This is a genomic window from Mycolicibacter arupensis, from assembly GCF_002086515.1.
GTDB lineage: Bacteria > Actinomycetota > Actinomycetes > Mycobacteriales > Mycobacteriaceae > Mycobacterium > Mycobacterium arupense.
This window is the reverse complement of the sequence record NZ_MVHH01000057.1, coordinates 1-22,969: the sequence shown is the minus strand read 5'-3', so window position 1 is coordinate 22,969 and position 22,969 is coordinate 1. Positions and strand designations below refer to the sequence as shown.

Genomic DNA, 22,969 nt, shown 5'->3' with positions numbered 1-22,969 from the left:
GTCTCGAAGCAGAACCTACGCCCGGCCCCATTTACACCGGTTTCAGGACACGACCAATATTGACGCCAGCGTATAACGGCGCTGGTCCTCACTACGAGACTTTAGTCCACGACGGCTCTACCCCGTAGCCCGGCAGAGCCGGACCGTCAGCTCGCGTGGGAGGGCCGCAACAGCCGATATTCGTCAACCGTCAGCTCCCTGCCGTACAGGGTCGACAGCGCCGGGTCGCAGGCCAGGTAGCCGGCCTCATTGCGACGCCAGACGCGCGGCAACACGTGGATCGGCAGCCCGGGGTGCAGATGGTGCATCAGGTGGTAGTTCTGTGCCATCCACAACGGGGTCACCAGCCGCTCCAGACCGATCCGGGTGCGAGACGCGCGGTAAGGATTTTCGCGGTGGGTGGAGGTCAGCCCATAGTGCGGCAACCAGTCGAAGAACAAGATGATGAAGAACAGACCGATGCGCTGCGGGATCAGCAGGACCACCGCAAGGGTCCAGATGTGCCCGGTGATGACGGCCAGGACAATGCCCGTCACGGTCAAAGCGACCAGTACCGCCGACTCTGCGAACTCGATGAACGGTTTCCGCCAGGAGTGTCGGAGGCGCTCGGGGAGCCTGGCCAGGTACCAGCGGGCGTAGTAGAAGTCGCCCAGCGGTCCCCGGAACAGCAACTGCCAGAACGGCTTACTGGTGGCGAAGTAGTCGGGATCATTCTCATGGTCGTTGGCGTTCCGGTGGTGTTCCATATGCGCATAACGCAGGCACGGCCAGGCGAAATGCGGCCCGATGAAGGCCCAGGCAAATCGCCCCACCACCGCATTGAGCAAGCTTGACCTACCCAGCGTGTGGTGGGTCGCCTCGTGTACCGGCAGGAACATCAGATACACGACGGTGGAGTTGATCGCGATCGCGGCCCATGCCGGCAGCCACCCACCGATCACACCGAGGGTCGCGACCACGAAGGCGATGAACGCGCCGAGTGTGACACTGAGGGCAGGCCAGGCCACCTTGGGCGCCTTCTCGCCGGGCGGTGGGTGCCGCCTCGAAGGCGACTTGGGCACAACAGATCCCAACGTGGTGGAGTCGGACACGCAAAACCCTCCCGGGCTGTAGTTTGTTCGGCCCCCGCCAGTTAGGAGACCCTATAGCACTCGAGGGATTCGTGCGCTGTGGGCGTCACGCCGCGCATTGTGACAAAGGCGACTTAGGGATTACGCCTCTAGCGCCCTAGAGTTCTCGGGGCGAAAACTACGCTCCGTAGACCGGAACCGGCGGCCGCGACTGGGCCAGCAGGTCGGTGACGACCGGACCCAGCTCGGCGGGATCCCACCGGGCGCCCTTGTCGGCCTGCGGGCCGTGGGCCCAACCCTCGGCGACCCGGATCTTGCCGCCTTCGACCTCAAAGACCTTGCCCGTCACGTCTTTTGATTCCACGCTGCCCAGCCAGACGACCAACGGACTGACGTTCTCCGGGGCCATGGCGTCGAAGGCCTGGTCTTGGGTGTTCATCATGTCGGCGAACACGGTCTCGGTCATCCGGGTCCGGGCCGACGGGGCGATGGCGTTGGCGGTGACGCCGTAGCGGCCCATCTCCGCGGCGGCGACCAGGGTCAGCGCGGCGATGCCCGCCTTGGAGGCGCTGTAGGTGGCCTGCCCGACGCTGCCCTGCAGGCCGGCGCCCGAGCTGGTGTTGATGATGCGAGCGTCGACCGTTTCGCCGGCCTTGGCCTTGGCCCGCCAGTAGGCGGCAGCGTGCTTCATGGTGGCGAAGTGGCCTTTGAGGTGCACCGCGGTGACGGCGTCGAATTCCTCTTCGGTGGCGTTGGCGAACATGCGGTCGCGGACGATGCCGGCGTTGTTCACCAGCACATCGAGCGTGCCGTACGTGTCGACAGCCTGCTTGACCAGAGCCTCGGCCTGACCCCAGTCGGCGACGTTCGAGCCGTTGGCGACGGCTTCGCCACCGGCGGCGACGATCTCGTCGACCACGTTCTGGGCGGCGCTGCCCCCACCGGCCGGCGAACCGTCCAGGCCCACCCCGATGTCGTTGACCACGACCCGGGCTCCCTCAGCGGCGAAGGCCAGCGCGTGCGCCCGGCCGATTCCGCCGCCCGCTCCGGTAACGATGACCACTCGGCCGTCGAGAAGTGCCATGTGTGTTGTCTCCTTATTTGTTGGCGCTGGAAGCGTCGAGGTAGGCGGGCTTCTCGCCGCCACCGTGCACGGTCAGGCTGGCGCCACTGACATAGGACGCCAGATCAGAACTCAAAAATGCTGCCGTCCAACCGATCTCGGATGGCTTGGCCAGTCGTCCCAGCGGCACGGTAGCGCCGACTGCGGCCACCGAATCGGCGTCGCCGTAGAACAGTTCGGACTGCTCGGTCTCGACCATGCCGACCACGATCGAGTTGACTCGCACCTTCGGCGCCCATTCGACGGCCAATGATGTGGTCAGGCTGTCCACCCCGGCCTTGGCCGCGCCGTAGGCGGCGGTACCCGGTGACGGCCGCCGGCCGCTGACGCTGGTGATGTTGACGATCGAACCCCCGCCGCCCTGGGTCTGCATGACCGCGTTGGCGTGCGTCGAAACCAGCAGGGCGCTCAGCAGATTCAACTCGATGATCTTGCGGCTGAAGTTGGCCGAGGCGTCGGCGGCCAGTGCGAACGGGGCCCCGCCGGCGTTGTTGACCACGGTGTCGATCCGGCCGTGAGTGGCGACGATCGCCTCGATCAGGCCCTTCACCGCGTCGTCGTCGCGGACGTCGCACGAGTGGAACTCATACGGCAGGCCGTCTACCGGGCGCCGAGCGCAGGTCACCACCGTCGCACCCTGGCGGGCGAAGACCTCGCTGATGCCCGCCCCGACACCGCGCACCCCGCCGGTCACCAGCACCACCTTGCCGGTCAATCCGAGGTTGATAGCGGCAGCCGAAGAGTCAGACACTGTGTTAGCGTACCAAGCAAGTGCTTGCTTAGGCAGGCCAGGTATCCGAGGCGCCAATACGACTAGGGAAGTTTGCCCATGCCGATCACATCCACCACCGTCGAACCGGGGATCGTCGCGGTCACCGTCGACTACCCGCCGGTCAACGCCCTGCCGTCGCGGGCCTGGTTCGAGCTCGGCGAGGTCATCACCGCAGCCGGCAAAGACATGGCCACCCACGCGGTGATCCTGCGGGCCGAGGGCCGCGGGTTCAACGCGGGCGTCGACATCAAGGAGATGCAGAACACCGAGGGCTTCACCGCCCTGATCGACGCCAACCGTGGCTGCTTCGCGGCGTTCAAGGCCGTCTACGAGTGCGCGGTGCCGGTGATCGCCGCGGTCAACGGCTTCTGCGTCGGCGGCGGCATCGGCCTGGTCGGCAACGCCGACGTGATCGTGGCCTCCGACGACGCCAAATTCGGCCTGCCGGAAGTGGAACGTGGCGCGCTGGGCGCAGCCACCCACCTGTCCCGGCTGGTGCCGCAGCACATGATGCGCCGGCTGTTCTACACCGCGGCCACCGTCAGCGCCGACACCCTGCACCAGTACGGATCGGTACACGAGGTGGTGCCCCGCGCCGAACTCGACGAGGCCGCACTGCGGGTCGCCCGCGACATCGCCAAGAAGGACACCCGGGTGATTCGCGCCGCGAAGGAAGCGCTGAACCTCATCGACGTGCAGAAGGTCAACTCCAGCTACCGGATGGAGCAGGGCTTCACCTTCGAACTCAACCTCTCCGGTGTCGCCGACGAGCACCGCGACGAGTTCGCCGGTACCGAGAAAGGCGCCAAGAAATGAGCAAGCTGACCACCCTCGACGACGCCGTCGCCGAGCTGCGCGACGGCATGACCATCGGTATCGGCGGCTGGGGCTCGCGCCGTAAGCCGATGGCGTTCGTGCGCGCCATCCTGCGCACCGACGTCAAGGACCTCACCGTAGTGACCTACGGCGGACCGGACCTGGGTCTGCTGTGTTCGGCGGGCAAAGTGCGCCGGGCCTACTACGGGTTCGTCTCCCTGGACTCGCCGCCGTTCTACGACCCGTGGTTCTCCAAGGCCCGCACCACCGGGGCCATCGAGGCCCGCGAGATGGACGAGGGCATGCTGCGCTGCGGACTGCAGGCCGCCGCCCAGCGGCTGCCGTTCCTGCCGATCCGCGCCGGGCTGGGCAGCTCGGTGATCGACTTCTGGGAGGGCGAGCTCAAGACCGTCACCTCGCCGTACCCGACGGACGGCGCCCACGAGACCCTGGTCGCGATGCCGGCCCTGAACCTGGACGCCGCGTTCGTGCACCTGAACCTCGGCGACGCCCGCGGCAACGCCGCCTACACCGGCATCGATCCGTACTTCGACGACCTGTTCCTGATGTCGGCGCAGCGCCGTTTCCTGTCGGTGGAGAAGATCGTGCCCACCGAAGAGCTGATCGCCAGCACCTCGCCGCAGACCCAGGTGATCAACCGGATGATGGTGGACAAGGTGGTGGAGGCCCCGGGTGGCGCCCACTTCACCATCGGGGCAGCCGATTACGGCCGCGACGAGAAGTTCCAGCGGCACTACGCCGAAGCCGCCAAGTCCGACGAGACCTGGGCGGAATTCAAGGCCACCTACCTGTCCGGTAGTGAAGACGACTACCAGGCGGCGGTTAAGGCATTCGGAGCGGAGGCACAAGCATGACCGACTCACCCACTCGCGCCGAGATCTGCGCCGTCGCCTGCGCCGAGCTGTTCCGCGACGCCGGCGAGATCATGGCCTCACCGATGGCCACGGTGCCCTCGGTCGGCGCCCGGCTGGCCCGCCTGACCTTCTCCCCGGACCTGGTGCTCACCGACGGAGAGGCCCGCATCCTGGCCGACACCCCGGCGATCGGCAAGGTCGGGCCGCTGGAAGGCTGGATGCCGTTCAACCGGGTCTTCGAAACCCTGTCGTGGGGCCGGCGCCATGTGATCATGGGCGCCAACCAGATCGACCGCTACGGCAACCAGAACCTCTCGGCATTCGGTCCGCTGCAGCAGCCGACCCGGCAGATGTTCGGGGTCCGCGGTGCGCCCGGAAACACCATCAACCACACCACCAGCTACTGGGTGGGCGCTCACTCGTCGCGGGTGTTCTGCGACGCCGTCGACATCGTCTCGGGCATCGGCTACGACAAGGTGGACCCGTCGAACCCGGCATTCCGCTTCTTCAACCTGGGCGGCGTGGTGACCAACCTCGGAGTGTTCGACTTCAACGGCCCCGATCACCAGATGCGCGCGGTATCGCTGCACCCCGGCGTCACCGCCGACGAGGTCACCGAGAACACCTCGTTCGAGGTGCACGGCCTGGCCGACGCGGCGACGACTCGGTTGCCCGAGGTCGAGGAGCTTCAATTGATCCGCGAGGTCATCGACCCGAAATCGCTGCGAGACAAAGAAGTGCGGGCATGAGCCGGTTGAAGACCCCGCTGACCGAACTGGTCGGCATCGAACACCCGGTGGTGCAGACCGGGATGGGCTGGGTGGCCGGCGCCCGCCTGGTCTCGGCCACCGCCAACGCCGGCGGCCTGGGCATCCTGGCCTCGGCGACCATGACGATCGACGAGTTGGCCGCCGCGATCTCCAAGGTGAAGTCGGCCACCGACAAGCCGTTCGGCGTCAACATCCGCGCCGACGCATCCGACGCCGGTGACCGGGTGGATCTGATGATCCGCGAGGGCGTCAAGGTGGCGTCGTTCGCGCTGGCCCCCAAAGCCGAGCTGATCGCCAAGCTCAAAGAGGCGGGCTCGGTGGTGATCCCGTCGGTCGGTGCGGCCAAGCACGCCAAGAAGGTGGCGTCCTGGGGCGCCGACGCGGTGATCGTGCAGGGCGGCGAGGGCGGCGGGCACACCGGTCCGGTCGCCACCACGCTGCTGCTGCCTTCGGTGCTTGACGCCGTCGCCGGTACCGGGGTTCAGGTGATCGCCGCCGGCGGGTTCTTCGACGGCCGCGGCCTGGCCGCCGCGCTGTCCTATGGTGCGACCGGTGTCGCGATGGGCACCCGATTCCTGCTGACCAGCGACTCCACTGTTCCGGACGCGGTCAAGCAGCGCTACTTGGCCGCTGACCTGAGCGGCACCGTGGTCTCCACCAGGGTCGACGGTATGCCACACCGGGTGCTGCGCACCGAACTGGTGGAGAAGCTCGAAAGCGGTTCGCGGGCACGCGGTTTCAGCGCCGCCATCCGCAACGCCGCGAAGTTCAAGAAGATGTCGCAGATGAGTTGGCCCACCATGGTCAAAGACGGGCTGGCGATGCGGCACGGCAAGGAACTCACCTGGTCGCAGGTGCTGATGGCCGCCAACACCCCGATGCTGCTCAAAGCCGGTCTGGTGGAAGGCAACACCGAAGCCGGCGTACTGGCCTCGGGTCAGGTGGCGGGCATCCTAGACAGCCTACCGTCCTGCGCCGAGCTGATCACCTCGATCGTCGACGAGGCCGTCGAGCACCTACGGGCAGCGAACTCCCTGGTCCAGCCGTAGCGCCTCACACTGTTCCAACGCCGAGACCGACGTTTTGCGGGGATGCTCTCGCGCTTTGTCTGCAAAACGTCGGTCTCGCGTTAGGGACTTAGGCCTCCGCCACCATCAGGGTGTGCCCGGTGGGGTCGCGGAACCACAACAACGGGGGAACGGGATCCCCCATCCGCGACACCTGGTCGTCCACGTCGACGCCGAGCTCCTTCAGCGCCGCATGCGTTGCGTCGATGTCCTCGGTGGTCAGCGTGATACCGGTGACGGTGGGCTCGACCGGCCCGCTTTCCGGCGGCGCCAGCGCAATGCCGGTTGTGCCGTTGGGCGGGTAGACCTCGATCCAACGGTAGCCGTCGCCCATATCGATGTCGGTGCGCTTCTCGAAGCCCAGGGACTCATAGAAGGCAAGTGCCTTCTCCTGCTCGATGGTGGGAACACACACGAGGTTGATGTCCTTCAGACCTGTCTTGACGGTGCTCATCATGCTCCTTCTGGGTTGGCGAATGGTGGGTGCGATCAGGAATCGGCGGCGTACAGCTGAGCGATCTCCTGCGAGCTCGCCCAGCGGCCGTAGGTAGGCCCCTGAGGCCAGCCGTCGGGCGAGTCCTGCCACTGTTCCTGCCGGCCATAGGGCAACACGTCGAGCAGCGGGAACATATGACTGAGCTGCTCAACCCCACGATGTTCGGTGTACCAGGTTCGGTAGACCTCATGCCCTTGACGCAGAAAGACATTCACTGCAAAGGGTCCGCCCGGCGGCGCCCCGACGTCGGCACCGAACGGACTGTTGGCGGTGCTGTACCAGTCCATCCGATTGCCCACTCGCTCCTTGTATGCGAGCGCCTCGTCAATGGGCCCCTGCGTGACGATGACAAACCGCGCGTCGTACGCGGACAGGAAGTCGAGCCGGGTGAACTGTGCGGTGAAGCCGGTACACCCCGGGCACTGCCATTCCTGACCGGGCGACCACATGTGGTGGTAGACGATCAGTTGGCTCTTGCCGTCGAACACCTCCGCCAGGCAGATGGGTCCGCGCTCACCTTCAAGCACGTAGCGATCCATGGCAACCATCGGCAATCGCCTGCGCTGCGCAGCTATCGCGTCCAGCTCGCGAGTGGCCGCCTTCTCCCGGGCGCGCAGGGCGTCGATCTCCCGCTGCCACGTTTGGCGATCCACTACCTCCGGCACCTTCAGGCCCGTCATCCGAAATCCCCCATTGGTATGTGCACGGCGTCCACATTGGCTATGTTCACACCGTACACTTGTAGCCGAGGGGACTGTCAAGAGGTGGCGACAAAGACCGGGTATCACCATGGCGACCTGGGTGCGGCGCTGATCGACGCCGGCCTGCAGTTGACTCGACTCGGCGGACCGGACGCCCTGACCGTGCGCGAGGCAACTCGGCGCGTCGGGGTCTCTCCCAATGCTGCGTACCGTCACTTCGCCGACCGTGAGGCACTGTTGAGAGCGGTCGCGATCGCGATCGGGGAGCGCATGGCCGCACGCATGAGCACTCCCGCGAGCCGCAGCGGCTCAGCGCAGAGCAGGGCGCGCAACCAGCTGCGCGCGGTCGGCCTCGGCTATATCGGGTTCGCGCTGGATGAGCCCGGGTGGTTCACGGTGGCGTTCTTCGGGGCCGGGGTCGTCGCGGTCGACGGTGGCGTCCCGCCACCGTTTCAGGCACTGGTGGACGCGCTCGACGCGATGACGGATGCCGCTGTGCTGCAGCCGAACCGGCGAACCGGCGCGGAGTGGCCATGCTGGTCGGCGGTGCACGGATTCGCCGAACTGGCCCTGCGGGGTCCGCTGCGCGGTGCTCCGCGCCCCGATCTCGATGCGCTGGCAGGGCGAACCGTCGACGACATCATTGCCGGGCTGGTGCGCTGAAGTCCGCTACCCGCACTCTCAGGCGCTGCGCGCAGGCGCGTGAATACCCCGGCCGACCGTGAGCACGAAGGAGGTGAGGTCGTGGGTGAGATCGTCCACCGAACACGGCGGATCAACCCCGCCCAAAAAGTCGGCGATGATCTCGAAGAGTCCCCCGACGGTGGCAATGGCCACAGCGCGGTAGTCGACATTCTCCCCGGGTTGAGCCCGGCGACTCCAGAAAGCCTCCAACGTTGCTGCCGCCCAGCGCCGGTCCGCCCGGCGCCGGGCCTCCACCCGAGAAGAGATCCCCGCGCATTCCTGGAACACCACGACCACCAGTCGGGGATCGACGACCAGCTCGTGGGCGAGCACGGTCAGAACGCGGCGCACCGTCGCCTCGTCCCCCTCGCCGGGAACGACGTGCCGTAACTCCTCGATGACCTTCGTCGCGACGCGTGAACCGAGTTCGTTCATCAGCGCGAGGTAGCAGTCCTCTTTGCTGTCGAAGACCTCGTAGAACGCCTTGTTACCCACGTAGGCGGTCTGGCAGATCTGCTCGATCGAGGTGCTGACGTAGCCTTCGCGGGCAAACAACTCGAATGCCGCCGCGAGGAGTTGCTCACGGCGTTGGGCCCGTCGCTGATCAGCGTCGAGCCCACGAATCCGGCGTCCCCCCGGTGCCGTCGGAGCCGGAGTTTCCATAACCTCCGATTTTAGCCGTCAAGTCGCTCGATGATCGTGACGTTTGCCGTGCCCCCGCCCTCACACATGGTCTGCAAACCGTAGCGACCGCCGGTGCGCTCCAGTTCGTTGAGCATGGTGGTGAACAGTTTGGCGCCGGTGGCTCCCAGCGGGTGGCCCAGCGCGATCGCCCCACCGTTGGGGTTGACCTTCGCCGGGTCGATCGGGAACTCCTTCATCCACGCCTGCACCACCGAAGCAAACGCCTCGTTGATCTCCACGACGTCGATGTCGTCGATGCTCAGGCCGGTCTTCTCCAGCGCGTACCTGGTGGCCGGGATCGGGCCGGTCAGCATGATCACCGGGTCATCACCGCGGGCGCTGATGTGGTGGATCCGGGCGCGGGGCTTGAGCCCGTGTGCCTTCACTGCGCTTTCTGAGGCCAGCAGCACCGCCGCCGATCCGTCACAGATCTGGCTGGAGACCGCCGCGGTCAGCCGACCACCCTCGACCAGCGTCTTGAGGCCGGCCATCTTCTCCAGCGTGGACTCGCGCGGGCACTCGTCGACCCGGAAACCGTCGACCTCGATGATCTCGTTGTCGAAGCGTCCTTCGGCGATCGCGGTGAACGCGCGCTGGTGGCTCTGCAGTGCGAAACGCTCCATGTCCTCACGCGAGATGTCCCAGCGTTCGGCGATCATCTCGGCGCCGCGGAATTGGGAGACCTCCTCGTCTCCGTAGCGCTCCAACCACTTCTTGGACTCGTTGGTGGGCGAGGTGAAGCCGAACTGCTCGCCGACGATCATCGCCGACGAGATCGGGATCCAGCTCATGTTCTGCACGCCGCCGGCCACGATCAGGTCCGCGGTGCGCGACATGATGGCCTGCGCGCCGAAAGAGATCGCCTGCTGGGACGAGCCGCACTGGCGGTCGACGGTGACCCCGGGCACGCCTTCGGGGTAACCGGCCGCCAACCACGCGAGCCGGCCGATGTTGCCGGCCTGGCCGCCCACGGCGTCCACACAGCCGGTGATCACGTCATCGACGGCGGCCGGGTCGACACCGACGCGGTCCAGAAGTCCACGGAAAGCCAACGCACCCAAGTCGATCGGGTGATAGGTGGCCAGCGACCCGTTGCGCTTGCCGACGGCGGTGCGAACGGCATCGATGACATACGCCTCGGATACTTGAGCGGCCATTTCAGACTCCTTCTTTGGTAATTCCACCCAGCACGATGGCCAGGTATTGCCTGCCGACTTCTTCGGCCGTCAAGGGGCCACCCGGTTGGTACCAGCGCACCGATACCCAGGTGGTGTCGCGGATGAAGCGGTACACCAGGTCAACGTCGAGGTCGGGCTGGAAACATCCCGCCTCGATGCCCTGCTGCAGTACGTCCAGCCACATCTTGCGTTGCTGCCGGTTGCGTTCGTCGAGGTAGGAGAACCGCTCGAGAGACGACAGCCGCTTGGCTTCGTCCTGGTAGATCACCACTTGGGCGTGCCGATGCTCGATCGCGTCGAACGAGGCCAGGAACAGTCCCGTAAGACGCGCCAGCGGATCGGTCTCGTGATCGATGATCTGCTGATAGCGGGTGAACAGCCAGTCCAGGAAGTCGCGCAACACTTCGTCGACCATCTCCTCCTTGGAGGAGAAGTGGTGATACAGACTGCCGGACAGGATCCCGGCGGCGTCGGCGATGTCACGCACGGTCGTGGCCCGCAGGCCACGCTCGGCGATCATCGTCGCAGCCAGGTTCAGGAGTTCGTCACGGCGCGTCATGGTGTCAGGCCCGCTGGCTGGAAACCGAGATGATCTCGCCGGTCAGGTAACTGGAGTAGTCGCTGGCCAGGAACGCGATGGTGGTGGCGATCTCCCACGGCTCGGCGGCCCGGCCGAATGCTTCGCCGTCGGCGAGTCGATCCAGCAGCTCGGCGGAGCTGGTCTTCTCCAGGAACTTGTGCCGGGCGATCGACGGCGAGACGGCGTTGATCCGCACCCCGTACTCGACGGCCTCGATGGCGCTGCATCGGGTCATGGCCATCACGCCGGCCTTGGCCGCGGCGTAGTGGGACTGCGAATGCTGTGCACGCCAACCCAGCACGCTGGCGTTGTTGACGATCACCCCGCCGTGCTCGACGCCGCGGAAGTAGCGCAGCGCCGCCCGGGTCGCCCGCATCACCGAGGTGAGCGTCACGTTCAGCACGCGGTCCCACTCGTCGTCGGTCATGTCGATGACCGGGGTCTGCCCGCCGAGCCCGGCGTTGTTGACCAGCACGTCGAGCCGACCCATCTTCTCCACGGCGGCGTCGAACAGCGCGTCGACCGCGGCGGTAGAGGTGACGTCGCAGACCACCGCCTCCACCCGGCCCAGCCCGAGGCCGGCCAGTTCGTCGCGGGTCTCGCCGAGCCGCCGTTCGTGGAAGTCGGAGACCACCACGTCAGCGCCTTCGAGCAGCGCACGCCGCGCGGTGGTGGAGCCGATCCCGGTTCCGGCGGCCGCGGTCACCAGCACCGTCTTGCCCGCCAATAGGCCGTGGCCGGCGATCTCTTTCGGTGCCTGAGTCAGGCTGCTCATCCCTTCGCCTCCCGGGGTAGGCCGAGAACCCGCTCGGCAATGATGTTGCGCTGAATCTCGTTCGAGCCGCCGTAGATGGTGTCACTGCGGGTGAACAGGTAGAGCCGCTGCCATTCGTCGAACTCGCCGTCGTGCAGCACCATCGAGTCGCGACCGATCACGTCCATGGCGAGCTCACCGAGATCGCGGTGCCAGTTGGCCCACAACAATTTCGATACGTTGTCTTGGCCCGGCTGCTCAACGTCCATGGTGGCCATCGCGTAGGACCGCATGGACCGCAAGCCCACCCAAGACCGGGCCAGCCGCTCGCGAATGAGCGGGTCTTCGGCGGCCCCGTTGCGCTGTGCCAGCTCCGCGAGCGCGGACAGTTCCCGGGCGTAACGGATCTGCTGCCCCAGTGTGGACACACCACGCTCGAAGGTGAGCGTGCCCATCGCGACCTTCCAGCCGTCGCCGGGTTCACCGACCACCAGGTCGGCGTCGGTGCGGGCGTCGTCGAAGAACACCTCGTTGAACTCCGAGGTACCGGTGAGCTGCACGATCGGCCGGATCTCGACGCCGGGCTGGTCCAGCGGCACCAACAGGTAGGACAGTCCGTTGTGTCGCTTGGAGCCCTTTTCGGTGCGGGCCACCACGAAGCACCACTGCGACAGGTGCGCCAACGAGGTCCACACCTTCTGGCCATTAATCACCCACGCGTCGCCGTCGAGCACCGCGGTGGTGGCCACATTGGCCAGATCGCTGCCGGCGCCCGGCTCGGAGTAGCCCTGGCACCACAGTTCGGTGACGTTGCGGATGCCGGGCAGGAAGCGCTGCTGCTGCTCGGGTGTGCCGAACGCGATCAGCGTCGGCCCCAGCAGTTCTTCGCCCAGGTGGTTGACCTTGTCGGGGGCGTCAGCTCGGGCGTATTCCTCATAGAACGCCACCCGATGCGCCACCGACAGGCCACGGCCGCCGTGTTCAACCGGCCAGCCCAGGCAGGTCAGCCCGGCGTCGGCCAGATGGCGGTTCCATGCCATCCGCTCCTCGAACGCCTCATGCTCACGCCCCGGGCCACCGAGGCCCTTGAGCTCGGCGAACTCCCCGACCAGGTTGTCGGCCAGCCATGCACGGACCTCGGCCCGGAACTCCTCGACTGCTTGCACCCCTGTAGGCTAACCTACCAAGCACTTGCTCGGCTACGAGCCGTCGAGCCCAGGGAAGCCCGCGCTGGCGGCCGAGTTCAGCGACGGGGAGGAGCAGCGCCTATGAGTACCCAACCGCAGACCACACCTGCGGCCCTGGACCACATCGCAAGCACCCTTCCCGACCACGACGCCCTGGTCACCGAGGACCGGCGCTTCACCTACGCGGAGCTGCGCGACGAGGTCCGGCGGGCTGCCGCCGCCCTGATCGCCCTCGGCGTGACGCCCGGCGACCGTGTCGCACTGTGGTCACCCAACACCTGGCACTGGGTCATCACCTGCCTGGGAACGCACTATGCCGGCGGGGTGCTGGTGCCATTGAACACCCGCTACACGGCGGCCGAGGCCACCGACATCCTGGCGCGCAGCAACGCGAAGATCCTGATCGGCATGGGCCGGTTCCTCAAGACCGACCGGCTCACCGAGCTGGACCGCAGCCAACTTCCTGACCTGCAGCACGTCATACGGGTGCCCATCCAGGACGACGACGCCGGCGCCGCAGCATCGTGGGACGAATTCATCGCCGCAGGAGCCTCCGTGCCAGGCACCGAGGTCGACGCCCGCGCCGCCGCGGTCGGCCCCGACGACCTGTCGGACATCCTGTTCACCTCCGGCACCACCGGCCGCAGCAAGGGCGTGCTCTGCGCCCACCGGCAGTCGCTGGCCGGCCCGGCGGCCTGGGCCGCCTGCGGTGAGATGACCGCGCAGGACCGCTACCTGTGCATCAATCCGTTCTTCCACAACTTCGGCTACAAGGCCGGCATCTTGGCCTGCCTGCAGACCGGAGCCACCCTGATCCCCCAGGTGACCTTCGACGCGGCGGCGGCGCTGCGCGCCATCGAGTCCCACCGGATCACCGTGTTGCCCGGCCCGCCGACCATCTATCAGACCCTGCTGGATCACCCCGACCGCGACCGCTATGACCTGAGTTCGCTGCGCTTTGCCGTGACCGGAGCGGCCACCGTTCCGGTGGTGCTGATCGAGCGGATGCAGACCGAACTGGACATCGACATCGTCCTGACCGCCTACGGGCTGACCGAGTCTGGCGGGTTCGGCACCATGTGCCGCGCTGACGACGACGCCGTGACCGTCGCCACCACCTGCGGGCGCCCGATCGGCGACTTCGAGCTACGGCTGGAAAGCACCGGCGGCGAATCAGATTCCGGCGAAGTCCTGCTGCGCAGCGCCAACATCATGCTCGGCTATCTCGACGACCCCGAGGCCACCGCCGCGGCCGTCGATGCACAGGGCTGGCTGCACACCGGCGACATCGGGACGGTGGACTCGGCCGGAAACCTGCGCATCACCGACCGGCTCAAAGACATGTACATCTGTGGCGGTTTCAACGTCTATCCCGCCGAGATCGAACAGGTCCTGGCCCGCCTCGACGGAGTGGCCGACGTGGCGGTGATCGGCGTGCCCGACGAACGGCTGGGCGAAGTGGGCCGGGCGTTCGTCGTGCGACGGGCAGGCGCGGAGAATCTCGATGAGCAGGCGGTGATCGCTTACGCCCGTGAACATCTCGCGAACTTCAAGGCACCGCGCTCGGTGACCTTCACAGACTCCCTACCGCGCAATCCCGGCGGCAAGGTGGTCAAGCATGAATTGAGAGAGTGGGCCTAGATGGACCTGAATATTGACGCAGAGGTCGAAGAGTTCCGGCTGGAGGTTCGCGACTTCCTGGCCGCGAACTCCGACAAATTCCCCACCGAGTCCTACGACACCGCCGAAGGTTTCGAACAGCACCGCCGCTGGGACAAGGCGCTTTTCGACGCCGGCCTGTCGGTGATCGCCTGGCCCAAGAAGTACGGCGGGCGCGACGCCAGCATGCTGCAGTGGGTGGTGTACGAGGAGGAGTACTTCCGCTCTGGTGCACCCGGACGGGCCAGCGCCAACGGCACCTCGATGCTGGCGCCGACCCTCTTTGCGCACGGCACCCAAGAGCAACTGGATCGCATCCTGCCGAAGATGGCCTCCGGGGAGGAGATCTGGGCGCAGGCATGGTCGGAGCCGGAGTCCGGCAGTGACTTGGCCTCGCTGCGCTCGACCGCGACCAAGGTCGACGGCGGCTGGAAACTCAACGGACAGAAGATCTGGAGTTCCCGCGCCCCCTTCGGCGAACGCGGCTTCGGCCTGTTCCGCTCCGACCCGCAGGCCCAGCGTCACAACGGCCTGACCTACTTCATGTTCGACCTCAAGGCCGACGGGATCACCGTGCGTGCCATCGAACAGCTCGGCGGCGAGACGGGCTTCGGCGAAATCTTCCTGGACGACGTCTTCGTGCCGGACAACGACGTGATCGGCGTGCCGAACGAGGGGTGGCGCGCCGCCATGAGCACGTCGAGCAATGAGCGCGGCATGAGCCTGCGCAGCCCCGCCCGATTCCTGGTGGGAGCGGAGAAGCTGGCGGCCATGTGGAAGGAGCGCGGCAGCGATCCGGTGTTCACCGATCGGGTGGCCGACGCCTGGATCAAGGCCCAGGCTTACCGGTTGCAGACGTTCGGAACGGTGACCCGGCTGGAGGCCGGTGGTGAACTGGGCGCGGAGTCCTCGGTGACCAAGGTGTTCTGGTCCGAGCTGGACGTCGCCCTGCACCAGACCGGCTTGGACCTGCGCGGTGCCGACGGTGAACTCGCCGACGCCTGGACGCACGGCTACCTGTTCTCGCTCGGAGGACCGATCTACGCCGGCACCAACGAGATTCAGCGCAATATCATCGCCGAGCGGCTGCTGGGCCTGCCCCGGGAGAAGAAATGAGATTCGATCTAGACCAAGATCAGCGCGACTTCGCCGCCAGCATCGACGCCGCCCTGGGCGCCGCCGACGTGCCCGGCGCGGTGCGGGCCTGGTCCCAGGGTGACGCAGAACCGGGCCGTCGGGTGTGGAACCAACTGGCAGAGCTCGGCGTGACCGCACTGGCGGTGCCCGAAGAGTTCGACGGCATCGGCGCCGACCTCGTCGACGTGGTGCTGGCCATCGAAGCACTGGGCCGCTGGTGCGTCCCCGGACCGGTGGTGGAATCCATTGCGGTGGCGCCGATCCTGCTGGCCGGATCACCCGAGGCCGGTTCGCAGCTTGCCGGACTGGCCGGCGGCGAACTGATCGCCACCGTGGCGCTTCCGCCACACACGCCACGCGCTGTCGACGCCGACCGCGCCGACCTGGTCCTGCTGGCCGAGAACGGGACAGCGTCGGTGGCACAAGCCGGCGCGCGCCACGCCTCGGTGGACCCCAGCCGCGGCATCTTCGACGTCACCTCCACCGGGCCGGGCTGGGACTCCGAGACCGCCCGCGCCTACGAGATGGGTTCCCTGGCCACCGCCGCACAACTGGTCGGGGCCGGACAGGCGATGCTGAACATCGCCGTCGACTACGCCAAGCAGCGCACCCAGTTCGGCCGCGTTATCGGCGGCTACCAGGCCATCAAGCACAAGCTGGCCGATGTGCACATCGCGCTCGAGCTGGCCCGCCCCTTGGTGTACGGCGCGGCGATCTCACTGTCACAGGGCAGCGCTGACACCGCCCGCGACGTCAGCGCCGCCAAGGTGGCCGCATCCGACGCCGCCCTGCTGGCCGCACATTCGGCACTGCAGACCCACGGCGCCATCGGCTTCACCAGCGAATGCGACCTGTCGCTGTGGCTGCTGCGCACCCAAGCCCTGCGACCCGCGTGGGGCGACCCGACCGCACACCGGCGGCGAGTGTTGGAGGCAATCTGAGATGGCGGCCCGTAACGACGAACGCGACCTGCTGCGCCGGACTGTAGCGGCGCTGGTCGACAAACATGCCACGCCCGAAGCGGTCCGCTCGGCGATGGAATCCGAGCTCGGCTATGACCCGGCGCTGTGGCAGCTGCTGTGCGAACAGGTGGGTGCCGCCGCGCTGGTAGTGCCCGAGGAGCTCGGCGGCGCCGGTGGCGAACTCGGTGATGCCGCGGTGGTTCTCGAGGAGCTGGGCAAGGCATTGGTGCCGACGCCGCTGCTGGGCACCATCCTGGCCGAGTTGGCGTTGCTGGCCGCACCGGAGCCCGACGCCGCGACCCTGGAGCAGCTCGCCGAGGGGGGTGCGATCGGAGCGGTCGTCTTCGACGACGACTATGCCGTCAATGGCGACATCGCCGACGTGGTCATCGGCACCGACGGCAGCGCGCTGACCCGCTGGACCGAGTTCACCACCGAGCCGGTGGCCACCATGGATCCCACCCGCCGCCTGGGCCGCCTGCGTGCCACCGCGACCGCGCCGCTCGGGGATGACCCGGGCATCGCGGACTACGCGGCGATTCTGCTGGCCGCCGAACAGGTGGGAGCGGCGGCCCGCTGCCTGGACCTGACCGTCGAATACACCAAGAGCCGGGTGCAGTTCGGCCGGCCGATCGGCAGCTTCCAGGCGCTCAAGCACCGGATGGCCGACCTGTACGTGGCGGTCTCGGCAGCGCGCGCCGTGGTCGACGACGCGATCGCCGAGCCGTCGGCGACCTCTGCGGCGCTGGCAAGGGTGGTCGCCAGCGAAGCATTCACCAAGGTGGCCGGCGAAGCCGTGCAGCTGCACGGCGGTATCGCAATCACCTGGGAAAGCGACATCCAGCTGTACTTCAAACGCGCACACGGAAGTTCGCAACTCTTTGGCCAGCCGGCACACCATCTTCGCCGGTTGCAGGCCGAGGTGGTCTGAAGGCCCGTACGGTAGCGGCATGTGTACTCGCCTGGTTTACCTCGGCCCGAACGGCAACATCATCACCGGTCGATCGATGGACTGGAAGCTGGATTTGGACCGATCTGTGGTCGATGCCGCGTGGCGTGAAACGCGACGGCAGGGCCGGGGCCAACTCCATCGAATGGACCGCAAAGTACGGCAGCGTGGTGGCCACCGGCTACAACATCTGCACCACCGACGGACTGAACGAAGCCGGTCTGTCGGCGAACCTGCTCTGGCTGGCCGAATCGGTCTACCCGCACTACGACGGCAGCCGCCCCGGGTTGTGCATCTCCATCTGGGCCCAGTATGTCCTGGACAACTTCGCCACCGTGGCCGAAGCCGTCGCAGCACTGAGCGCCGAGCCGTTCGAGGTGGTCACCGACGGAGTGCCCGGTGAAGACCGCCTGGCCACACTGCATCTTTCACTGTCGGATGCCACAGGCGACAGCGCGATCGTCGAATACGTTGACGGCAAACAGGTCATCCATCACGGCCGCCAGTACCAGGTGATGACCAACTCGCCCATATTCGAGCAACAGCTTGCGGTGAACTCCTACTGGGAGCAGCTGGGCGGCACGGTCATGTTGCCGGGCACCAACCGGGCCGCGGATCGCTTCGCGCGGGCTTCGTTCTACGTCAACGCGATACCGAAATCCGAGGACCTCAAGATCGCGCTCGCGTCGGTGCTCAGTGTCGTACGCAATGTTTCGGTGCCGTTCGGCATCTCCACACCGAACGAGCCCAACATCTCCTCCACCCGGTGGCGCACCGTCGCACACCACACCCGCAAGCTGTACTGCTTCGAATCAGCACTGACCCCCAACGTGTTCTGGGTGGACCTGAACAAACTGGACTTCGACGAAGGCGCCCCGGTACGCAAGCTCGCCCTCGGCTCCGACGACAGCAATGTCTTCGCCGGCGAGACATCGGCGAGTTTCGAAGCGGCCGAAGCGTTCACCTTTCTCGGATTGAACAAGTGAGGTCGCCGCGCCGCAATGCGCTGTTGGCCGCCGGACTGGCCGCCCTGGTGTTGGCCGCACCCGCGGCCGCTGAGCCGGCGCCGCAGTGGTCGGGCCTTGACGCGCGCAGCTACGCCGGCCCCATTCCCCCCGAAGGGGGTCTGATCACCACGGTGCCACTGGACCCGGCCCTGTCGGTGACCGGCGCCGCCAAGGCATTCCGGATCCTGTACGCCACCCAAGACCAACACGACCGACCAGCAGTGAGCACGGCGGCGGTCTTCGTACCGCACGGTGCACCCCCCGCCGGAGGATGGCCGGTAATCGCGTGGGCCCACGGCACCGTCGGCCTTGGCGATAACTGCACCCCGTCGGCTCGCCCCCGCAGTGCCCGCGACAACGAATACCTCTCGCACTGGCTGGATCAGGGCTATGTGGTGGTCGGCACCGATTACGCCGGCCTCGGCACTCCCGGACTGATGAGCTACCTCAACAGTGTCGCCGAAGCACACGCCGTGATCGATTCCGTACGGGCCATCCACCAGATGGACCTGCCGCTGTCGCCCAAGTGGGCGATCGTCGGCCAGTCCCAGGGCGGCGGCGCGGCGATCAACAGCGCCTGGTGGGCCACCCGGCTCAGCGCCGGCACCGGCCTGGACTACCGAGGCGTGGTGGCCACCGGAACACCGGCCAACACCGAACGCGTCGTCCTGGAGGCCGGCCCCGATCTGCCTCCGCGACCGGTTCCCCCCGCCGCGATCAGCTACACGGCCTACATCGTCGCGGCACTGCGCGAAGGGCTTCCCGCCATTCCCTTCGACCGAGTGCTCACCCCGCGCGGACGTGAACTCGCCGACCAAGCCGAGACCGTCTGCAAGCCCGAACTGGACCGGCAGGTGGCAGGAACACGGCTCGACGAGCTGTTCAGCGCCCCGGTGGCGTCGCTGGAGGGCATCGGCCCGGCGCTCGATGGCTTCATGGGCACCCCGACTGACGGATATGACCTGCCGATCTTTCTGGGGCACGGCCTGCTCGACACCGACGTCCCGCCACAGTCCACACAGACGCTGTACCAACAGCTCGTCGATCACCATCAGGACGTGGAGCTGCACATCTACCCCGACCAGGACCATTCCGGCACGGTGCTCGCCTCCATGCCCGACTCCACCCGCTTCCTGCACCGCATCATGACGGACGACGGCTCATGAACGAGCGCGTCGCCCTGCGCGCAGGTATCCCGCCTTTCCATGTCATGGACGTCTGGCTGGCCGCGGCCGAACGCCAGCGCACCCACGGTGATCTAGTGAACCTGTCGGCCGGTCAGCCCAGCGTCGGCGCCCCCGAGCCGGTGCGCGCCGCCGCGGCCAGGGCTCTGCAGGCCAACCAGTTGGGCTACACCGTCGCGCTGGGCACCCCGGAGCTGCGCTCAGCCATTGCCGGCTCGTATGCCGATCGCTACGGCCTGTCCGTCGATCCCGACGATGTGGTCGTGACGACGGGTTCGTCGGGGGGTTTCCTGCTGGCGTTCCTGGCGTGTTTCGACGCCGGCGACCGGGTGGCGATCGCCAGCCCGGGGTATCCCTGCTATCGCAACATCCTGACCGCGCTGGGCTGCGAAGTCGTCGAAATCGCGTGTGGGCCCGAGACCCGCTTCCAGCCCACCGCGGCGATGCTGGCCGAGATCGAAGGTCCGCTGGCCGGGGTGATCGTCGCCAGCCCGGCCAACCCGACCGGCACCGTGCTGGAACCGGCAGAGTTGGCCGCGATCGCCACCTGGTGCGACGCCGCCGGGGTGCGGCTGATCAGCGACGAGGTGTATCACGGCCTGGTCTATGACGGTGCGCCGCAGACCAGCTGCGCCTGGGAGACCTCCCGCAACGCGGTGGTCGCCAACAGCTTCTCGAAGTACTTCGCCATGACCGGCTGGCGGTTGGGCTGGCTGCTGGTACCGCCGGCGCTGCGCCGCGCCGTGGACTGCCTGACCGGCAACTTCACCATCTGCCCTCCGGTGCTGGCCCAGCACGCCGCGGTGGCGGCTTTCACCCCCGAGGCCATCGCCGAGTCCGACGGTCACCTGCGGCACTACGCCGCCAACCGGGCGCTGCTGCTGGGCGGGTTGCGAGACATGGGCATCGACCGGCTCGCTCCCACCGACGGCGCGTTCTATGTGTACGCCGACGTGGCAGCGCACACCGACGACTCCCTGGCGTTCTGCGCCCGCCTGCTGTCCGACACCGGCCTGGCACTGGCTCCGGGCGTCGACTTCGACACCGAGCGCGGCAACACCTGCGTGCGGCTGTCGTTCGCCGGGCCGACCGCCGACATCGATGAGGCTCTGCGCCGACTCCGCGGGTGGCTGCCGCTCGGGTAGGTTTAGCCGCAAGCTGGAAATACCTGATCGAAGGGATCACTGCTATGCGCACCACCACCACTTCTCGGCTGGCGCTGGGCGCGGCGACCGTAGGCATCCTGGGTGCCGTCGCCGCTGCCGCGACGGCCGGACTCACCTCCCCCGCCGACGCCGCGCCCGACTCCTGCTCGGCGGCGGGGCTGGCCAGCACCGCCAGCGGCGTGCTGAGCCAGGCCGGCGGCTTCCTGCACGACCACCCGGAGACCGACCACGTGCTGACCTCCGCTGCCAGCATGCCCCCGGACCAGGCCAAGTCCACGGTGCAGGGCTACTTCATCGGTCACTTGGACCAGCTGTCGACTCTGCAGGGCATCGCTCAGCCGTTGACCGACCTGAAGAACCAGTGTGGGATCGCGGTGTCGCCCACCCAGCTGGCCACCCTGCTGGAGACCGTCAGCAAGTAGGCCCGGGCTATGGCCCTGGTGATCACCGAGCACGAACGGGCCGCGCTGGCGCAGGCGGCCGGTTTCGGGCTGTTCGCCGCCATCACCGGACGTCGGTCGCGACGGTTTCCGGTGGGCGGCGCCATCCCGGCCGGCGCGCTGGCCTACGCCAGCCGTCGTCCGGTGCAGCCGTTGTCGGAGGTGGAGCGTGCCCTGCTGCTGTCGCTGATGGCCGGCGTCACCGGCTGGCACGACGGGATCGCACACCACCCCGGGTACGCCCCGGCGCTGCCGAACTATCCCGGCAGCGCCACCGGGCGGGCCATGCCGTCGGCGGCGGGATTTCACACCAGCCAGTTGTTCTTCACCGACGACACCGGCTGCTACCTGGTGCCCACCCGCGACCAGACGCCGCGCGAGTTCGACGACATCGAGGGATGGATCGGCCACACCGCCGACTCCTACGTGCGGATTTCGGATTCCCGGCTCGAACTGCCCCGCGAAGAGCCCTACATGGAGGGCCACAACACCTGGATCGGCAACCACCCGGGGAGCCTGCTGGCGTTCAGCGTGGCTGACCTGGCCGAACACCTGCTGGAAAACCTGTGGTTCTTCGCGGCCAACGGGTATGCGATCCGCGACGACATCCATGGTCGCGAAATCCCGGGCGTACAGGCGTTTTCCGGTCTGCCACACGCGGACGACCCGATACCCCTGTCATTCGTCGAGCAGTACACCCTGACCGAGGCCAGCGCCGAGCTGTCCATCGCGGCACATAACGGGGCGCTCGGCCTGCAGGCGATGGGATTGGGTGGCTGGATCTTCGACGGCCTGGACCGGCTGTCGGTGCTGGGCGGATCGGGTGACCCGCGCGCGCCCGGACTGGGGTTTGTCGCCGATACCGATCCGCGCTGGCCGTTTCCGAATGTCACCGGCTTGCCCGGCTATTTCGAGACGCTGAGCCCGCCGCATGTCGCGTCGGTCGCCGAGGGGGTCCGAAAGCTGTTGGCCCGCAAGTTCGGTCGCGGCGGACCGTCGCACCCCGACACCCCGGGTCCGTGGACCGACAGCACGACGGTGCGGGGTTCGGCATTGCCGCCCGACGGCATCGCCGAATTGGTCACCTGCGAGGCGTCCTACATCTACGACACCTTCGGCAAGTTGCCGGGCACCGTTCCGACCGTTCAGGTGCTGATGTACCTGCAGGCGCAGCATCTGGACACCGATTTCTACGACGAGTTCTACGGCCCTGGCGCGTATCTGCGCACCCACGCCGACCACCAGCGCTGCTGGCACTGAGCCCGGGCTCACACGCACCCCGGCCTGTTACGGCCCGTCGTCGTCTTCGCTTTCCCGCAGCAGCCGCTCGGGGTGGTGGTAGTGGTTGGTGCGGGGTTGGCCGTGGTCGAGGTGTGGTGGGGGCAGGGTTTGGGTGGTGCCGTCGTGGGTTTTGCGGGTTTTCCAGCCGCCGGTGGTGATGAGTTGGTGGTGGGGGCCGCAGCGCAGGGTCAGATCGGTGATGTCGGTGCGGCGGGTGGTGGCGTAGTCCTCGTCATGATGCACCTCGCAGTGATAGCCCGATATCGGGCAGTTGGGATGCGAACAGCCGCGCTCTTTGGCATACAACACGATCCGCTGCCCCGGCGAGGCCAATCGCTTCGTGTGAAACAACGCGAGTTCTTTTGCGCCCTGGTAGATGCGTAGGTAGTGGTGGGCGTGGCTGGCCATCGCGATCACATCACGCATC

The 22,969-nt window shown here is 67.3% G+C and carries 24 protein-coding genes and 1 pseudogene; 14 read left to right on the top strand and 11 right to left on the bottom strand.

Annotated elements, in window-relative coordinates; translation table 11 throughout:
* Positions 1-146: 146 nt before the first annotated feature.
* The 3 genes from BST15_RS18575 to BST15_RS18565 form a co-directional block, all read right to left on the bottom strand.
* Positions 147-1,091, bottom strand: a complete 945-nt coding sequence (locus tag BST15_RS18575; RefSeq protein WP_083071105.1) for a fatty acid desaturase — start codon at positions 1,089-1,091, stop codon at positions 147-149.
* A 157-nt stretch (positions 1,092-1,248) separates the two neighbouring features.
* Entirely contained in the window at positions 1,249-2,154 is a 906-nt protein-coding gene (locus BST15_RS18570; protein ID WP_046190252.1) for an SDR family oxidoreductase, read from the bottom strand.
* 13 nt (positions 2,155-2,167) lie between these two features.
* A complete protein-coding gene (locus tag BST15_RS18565; protein ID WP_046190253.1) occupies positions 2,168-2,944 on the bottom strand; it encodes an SDR family oxidoreductase in 777 nt (258 codons plus the stop codon).
* 78 nt (positions 2,945-3,022) lie between these two features.
* Here BST15_RS18565 and echA20 point away from each other — a divergent pair, with 78 nt between their 5' ends.
* Genes echA20 through ipdC form a run of 4 tightly spaced genes read left to right on the top strand, consistent with a single transcriptional unit; the run spans position 3,023 to position 6,475 of the window.
* Positions 3,023-3,781 carry a (7aS)-7a-methyl-1,5-dioxo-2,3,5,6,7,7a-hexahydro-1H-indene-carboxyl-CoA hydrolase gene (gene echA20 / locus BST15_RS18560; RefSeq protein WP_046190254.1) on the top strand — a complete coding sequence of 253 codons (759 nt, stop codon included), beginning with the start codon at positions 3,023-3,025 and terminating at the stop codon, positions 3,779-3,781.
* Positions 3,778-4,656, top strand: a complete 879-nt coding sequence (gene ipdA / locus BST15_RS18555) for a cholesterol ring-cleaving hydrolase subunit IpdA (protein ID WP_046190255.1) — start codon at positions 3,778-3,780, stop codon at positions 4,654-4,656. The genes echA20 and ipdA overlap by 4 nt, the downstream gene beginning before the upstream one ends.
* Positions 4,653-5,405 (top strand): cholesterol ring-cleaving hydrolase subunit IpdB, encoded by a 753-nt coding sequence (gene ipdB / locus BST15_RS18550; protein WP_046190256.1) that lies wholly within the window; start codon positions 4,653-4,655, stop codon positions 5,403-5,405. The genes ipdA and ipdB overlap by 4 nt, the downstream gene beginning before the upstream one ends.
* Positions 5,402-6,475: a (3aS,4S,5R,7aS)-5-hydroxy-7a-methyl-1-oxo-octahydro-1H-indene-4-carboxyl-CoA dehydrogenase gene (ipdC, locus tag BST15_RS18545; RefSeq protein WP_046190257.1), complete on the top strand. Its 1,074-nt coding sequence runs from the start codon at positions 5,402-5,404 to the stop codon at positions 6,473-6,475. The genes ipdB and ipdC overlap by 4 nt, the downstream gene beginning before the upstream one ends.
* 88 nt (positions 6,476-6,563) lie before the next feature.
* Here ipdC and BST15_RS18540 read toward each other — a convergent pair whose 3' ends face one another.
* Both BST15_RS18540 and BST15_RS18535 read right to left on the bottom strand, forming a co-directional pair.
* Positions 6,564-6,947 (bottom strand): VOC family protein, encoded by a 384-nt coding sequence (locus BST15_RS18540; protein ID WP_052734879.1) that lies wholly within the window; start codon positions 6,945-6,947, stop codon positions 6,564-6,566.
* Between the two features lie 35 nt (positions 6,948-6,982).
* The gene (locus tag BST15_RS18535; RefSeq protein WP_046190259.1) at positions 6,983-7,669 is read right to left on the bottom strand and encodes a DUF899 domain-containing protein; all 687 of its coding nucleotides are present in this window, start codon (positions 7,667-7,669) and stop codon (positions 6,983-6,985) included.
* Between the two features lie 84 nt (positions 7,670-7,753).
* Between BST15_RS18535 and BST15_RS18530 the strand changes: the two genes are divergently transcribed.
* Positions 7,754-8,353 carry a TetR/AcrR family transcriptional regulator gene (locus BST15_RS18530; RefSeq protein WP_234708338.1) on the top strand — a complete coding sequence of 200 codons (600 nt, stop codon included), beginning with the start codon at positions 7,754-7,756 and terminating at the stop codon, positions 8,351-8,353.
* 18 nt (positions 8,354-8,371) lie between these two features.
* On the opposite strand, the gene BST15_RS18525 is transcribed toward BST15_RS18530, so the two are convergent.
* The 5 genes from BST15_RS18525 to ipdE1 are packed head-to-tail and all read right to left on the bottom strand — an operon-like array spanning position 8,372 to position 12,736.
* Positions 8,372-9,037, bottom strand: coding sequence for a TetR/AcrR family transcriptional regulator (locus BST15_RS18525; RefSeq protein ID WP_046190261.1), 666 nt, complete (start codon positions 9,035-9,037; stop codon positions 8,372-8,374).
* 11 nt (positions 9,038-9,048) lie between these two features.
* A complete protein-coding gene (gene fadA6, locus BST15_RS18520; RefSeq protein WP_046190262.1) occupies positions 9,049-10,215 on the bottom strand; it encodes a steroid 3-ketoacyl-CoA thiolase FadA6 in 1,167 nt (388 codons plus the stop codon).
* A gap of 1 nt (position 10,216) precedes the next feature.
* Entirely contained in the window at positions 10,217-10,795 is a 579-nt protein-coding gene (gene kstR2, locus BST15_RS18515) for a TetR family transcriptional regulator KstR2 (RefSeq protein WP_046190263.1), read from the bottom strand.
* Between the two features lie 4 nt (positions 10,796-10,799).
* On the bottom strand, positions 10,800-11,591 hold the full coding sequence (gene ipdF, locus BST15_RS18510; protein ID WP_046190264.1) for a (5R,7aS)-5-hydroxy-7a-methyl-1-oxo-2,3,5,6,7,7a-hexahydro-1H-indene-carboxyl-CoA reductase: 792 nt from the start codon (positions 11,589-11,591) through the stop codon (positions 10,800-10,802).
* The gene (gene ipdE1, locus BST15_RS18505; protein ID WP_046190265.1) at positions 11,588-12,736 is read right to left on the bottom strand and encodes an acyl-CoA dehydrogenase IpdE1; all 1,149 of its coding nucleotides are present in this window, start codon (positions 12,734-12,736) and stop codon (positions 11,588-11,590) included. Before ipdE1 ends, ipdF begins: the two co-directional genes overlap by 4 nt.
* Before the next feature lie 102 nt (positions 12,737-12,838).
* Here ipdE1 and fadD3 point away from each other — a divergent pair, with 102 nt between their 5' ends.
* The 9 genes and pseudogenes from fadD3 (at position 12,839) to BST15_RS18460 (ending at position 22,521) form a co-directional block, all read left to right on the top strand.
* Positions 12,839-14,398 carry a 3-((3aS,4S,7aS)-7a-methyl-1,5-dioxo-octahydro-1H-inden-4-yl)propanoate--CoA ligase FadD3 gene (fadD3, locus tag BST15_RS18500; RefSeq protein ID WP_046190266.1) on the top strand — a complete coding sequence of 520 codons (1,560 nt, stop codon included), beginning with the start codon at positions 12,839-12,841 and terminating at the stop codon, positions 14,396-14,398.
* Entirely contained in the window at positions 14,399-15,532 is a 1,134-nt protein-coding gene (locus BST15_RS18495) for an acyl-CoA dehydrogenase family protein (RefSeq protein ID WP_046190267.1), read from the top strand.
* Positions 15,529-16,494 (top strand): acyl-CoA dehydrogenase family protein, encoded by a 966-nt coding sequence (locus BST15_RS18490; RefSeq protein ID WP_046190268.1) that lies wholly within the window; start codon positions 15,529-15,531, stop codon positions 16,492-16,494. The genes BST15_RS18495 and BST15_RS18490 overlap by 4 nt, the downstream gene beginning before the upstream one ends.
* A 1-nt stretch (position 16,495) precedes the next feature.
* Positions 16,496-17,446: an acyl-CoA dehydrogenase IpdE2 gene (gene ipdE2, locus BST15_RS18485; protein WP_046190269.1), complete on the top strand. Its 951-nt coding sequence runs from the start codon at positions 16,496-16,498 to the stop codon at positions 17,444-17,446.
* 19 nt (positions 17,447-17,465) lie between these two features.
* A pseudogene (locus tag BST15_RS18480) lies at positions 17,466-18,450 on the top strand (linear amide C-N hydrolase).
* The gene (locus BST15_RS18475) at positions 18,447-19,637 is read left to right on the top strand and encodes an alpha/beta hydrolase family protein (protein WP_083071104.1); all 1,191 of its coding nucleotides are present in this window, start codon (positions 18,447-18,449) and stop codon (positions 19,635-19,637) included. The pseudogene BST15_RS18480 and the gene BST15_RS18475 overlap by 4 nt, the downstream one beginning before the upstream one ends.
* On the top strand, positions 19,634-20,800 hold the full coding sequence (locus BST15_RS18470; RefSeq protein ID WP_046190270.1) for a pyridoxal phosphate-dependent aminotransferase: 1,167 nt from the start codon (positions 19,634-19,636) through the stop codon (positions 20,798-20,800). The genes BST15_RS18475 and BST15_RS18470 overlap by 4 nt, the downstream gene beginning before the upstream one ends.
* A gap of 44 nt (positions 20,801-20,844) precedes the next feature.
* Positions 20,845-21,243 (top strand): heme-binding protein, encoded by a 399-nt coding sequence (locus tag BST15_RS18465; RefSeq protein WP_052734876.1) that lies wholly within the window; start codon positions 20,845-20,847, stop codon positions 21,241-21,243.
* Positions 21,244-21,252: 9 nt separating this feature from the next.
* Positions 21,253-22,521, top strand: a complete 1,269-nt coding sequence (locus tag BST15_RS18460; protein ID WP_046190271.1) for a hypothetical protein — start codon at positions 21,253-21,255, stop codon at positions 22,519-22,521.
* Positions 22,522-22,548: 27 nt separating this feature from the next.
* Here BST15_RS18460 and BST15_RS18455 read toward each other — a convergent pair.
* On the bottom strand, positions 22,549-22,969 hold a 421-nt coding region (locus BST15_RS18455), incomplete at its 5' end, for an HNH endonuclease signature motif containing protein (RefSeq protein WP_133053199.1).

Coding starts and splice junctions, on each gene's coding strand:
- BST15_RS18570 (WP_046190252.1), bottom strand. CDS start 2,154: ATGGCACTTCTCGACGGCCGAGTGGTCATCGTTACCGGAGCGGGCGGC.
- echA20 (WP_046190254.1), top strand. CDS start 3,023: ATGCCGATCACATCCACCACCGTCGAACCGGGGATCGTCGCGGTCACC.
- ipdA (WP_046190255.1), top strand. CDS start 3,778: ATGAGCAAGCTGACCACCCTCGACGACGCCGTCGCCGAGCTGCGCGAC.
- ipdB (WP_046190256.1), top strand. CDS start 4,653: ATGACCGACTCACCCACTCGCGCCGAGATCTGCGCCGTCGCCTGCGCC.
- ipdC (WP_046190257.1), top strand. CDS start 5,402: ATGAGCCGGTTGAAGACCCCGCTGACCGAACTGGTCGGCATCGAACAC.
- BST15_RS18540 (WP_052734879.1), bottom strand. CDS start 6,947: ATGAGCACCGTCAAGACAGGTCTGAAGGACATCAACCTCGTGTGTGTT.
- BST15_RS18535 (WP_046190259.1), bottom strand. CDS start 7,669: ATGACGGGCCTGAAGGTGCCGGAGGTAGTGGATCGCCAAACGTGGCAG.
- BST15_RS18525 (WP_046190261.1), bottom strand. CDS start 9,037: ATGGAAACTCCGGCTCCGACGGCACCGGGGGGACGCCGGATTCGTGGG.
- fadA6 (WP_046190262.1), bottom strand. CDS start 10,215: ATGGCCGCTCAAGTATCCGAGGCGTATGTCATCGATGCCGTTCGCACC.
- kstR2 (WP_046190263.1), bottom strand. CDS start 10,795: ATGACGCGCCGTGACGAACTCCTGAACCTGGCTGCGACGATGATCGCC.
- ipdF (WP_046190264.1), bottom strand. CDS start 11,591: ATGAGCAGCCTGACTCAGGCACCGAAAGAGATCGCCGGCCACGGCCTA.
- fadD3 (WP_046190266.1), top strand. CDS start 12,839: ATGAGTACCCAACCGCAGACCACACCTGCGGCCCTGGACCACATCGCA.
- BST15_RS18495 (WP_046190267.1), top strand. CDS start 14,399: ATGGACCTGAATATTGACGCAGAGGTCGAAGAGTTCCGGCTGGAGGTT.
- BST15_RS18490 (WP_046190268.1), top strand. CDS start 15,529: ATGAGATTCGATCTAGACCAAGATCAGCGCGACTTCGCCGCCAGCATC.
- ipdE2 (WP_046190269.1), top strand. CDS start 16,496: ATGGCGGCCCGTAACGACGAACGCGACCTGCTGCGCCGGACTGTAGCG.
- BST15_RS18470 (WP_046190270.1), top strand. CDS start 19,634: ATGAACGAGCGCGTCGCCCTGCGCGCAGGTATCCCGCCTTTCCATGTC.
- BST15_RS18465 (WP_052734876.1), top strand. CDS start 20,845: ATGCGCACCACCACCACTTCTCGGCTGGCGCTGGGCGCGGCGACCGTA.
- BST15_RS18460 (WP_046190271.1), top strand. CDS start 21,253: ATGGCCCTGGTGATCACCGAGCACGAACGGGCCGCGCTGGCGCAGGCG.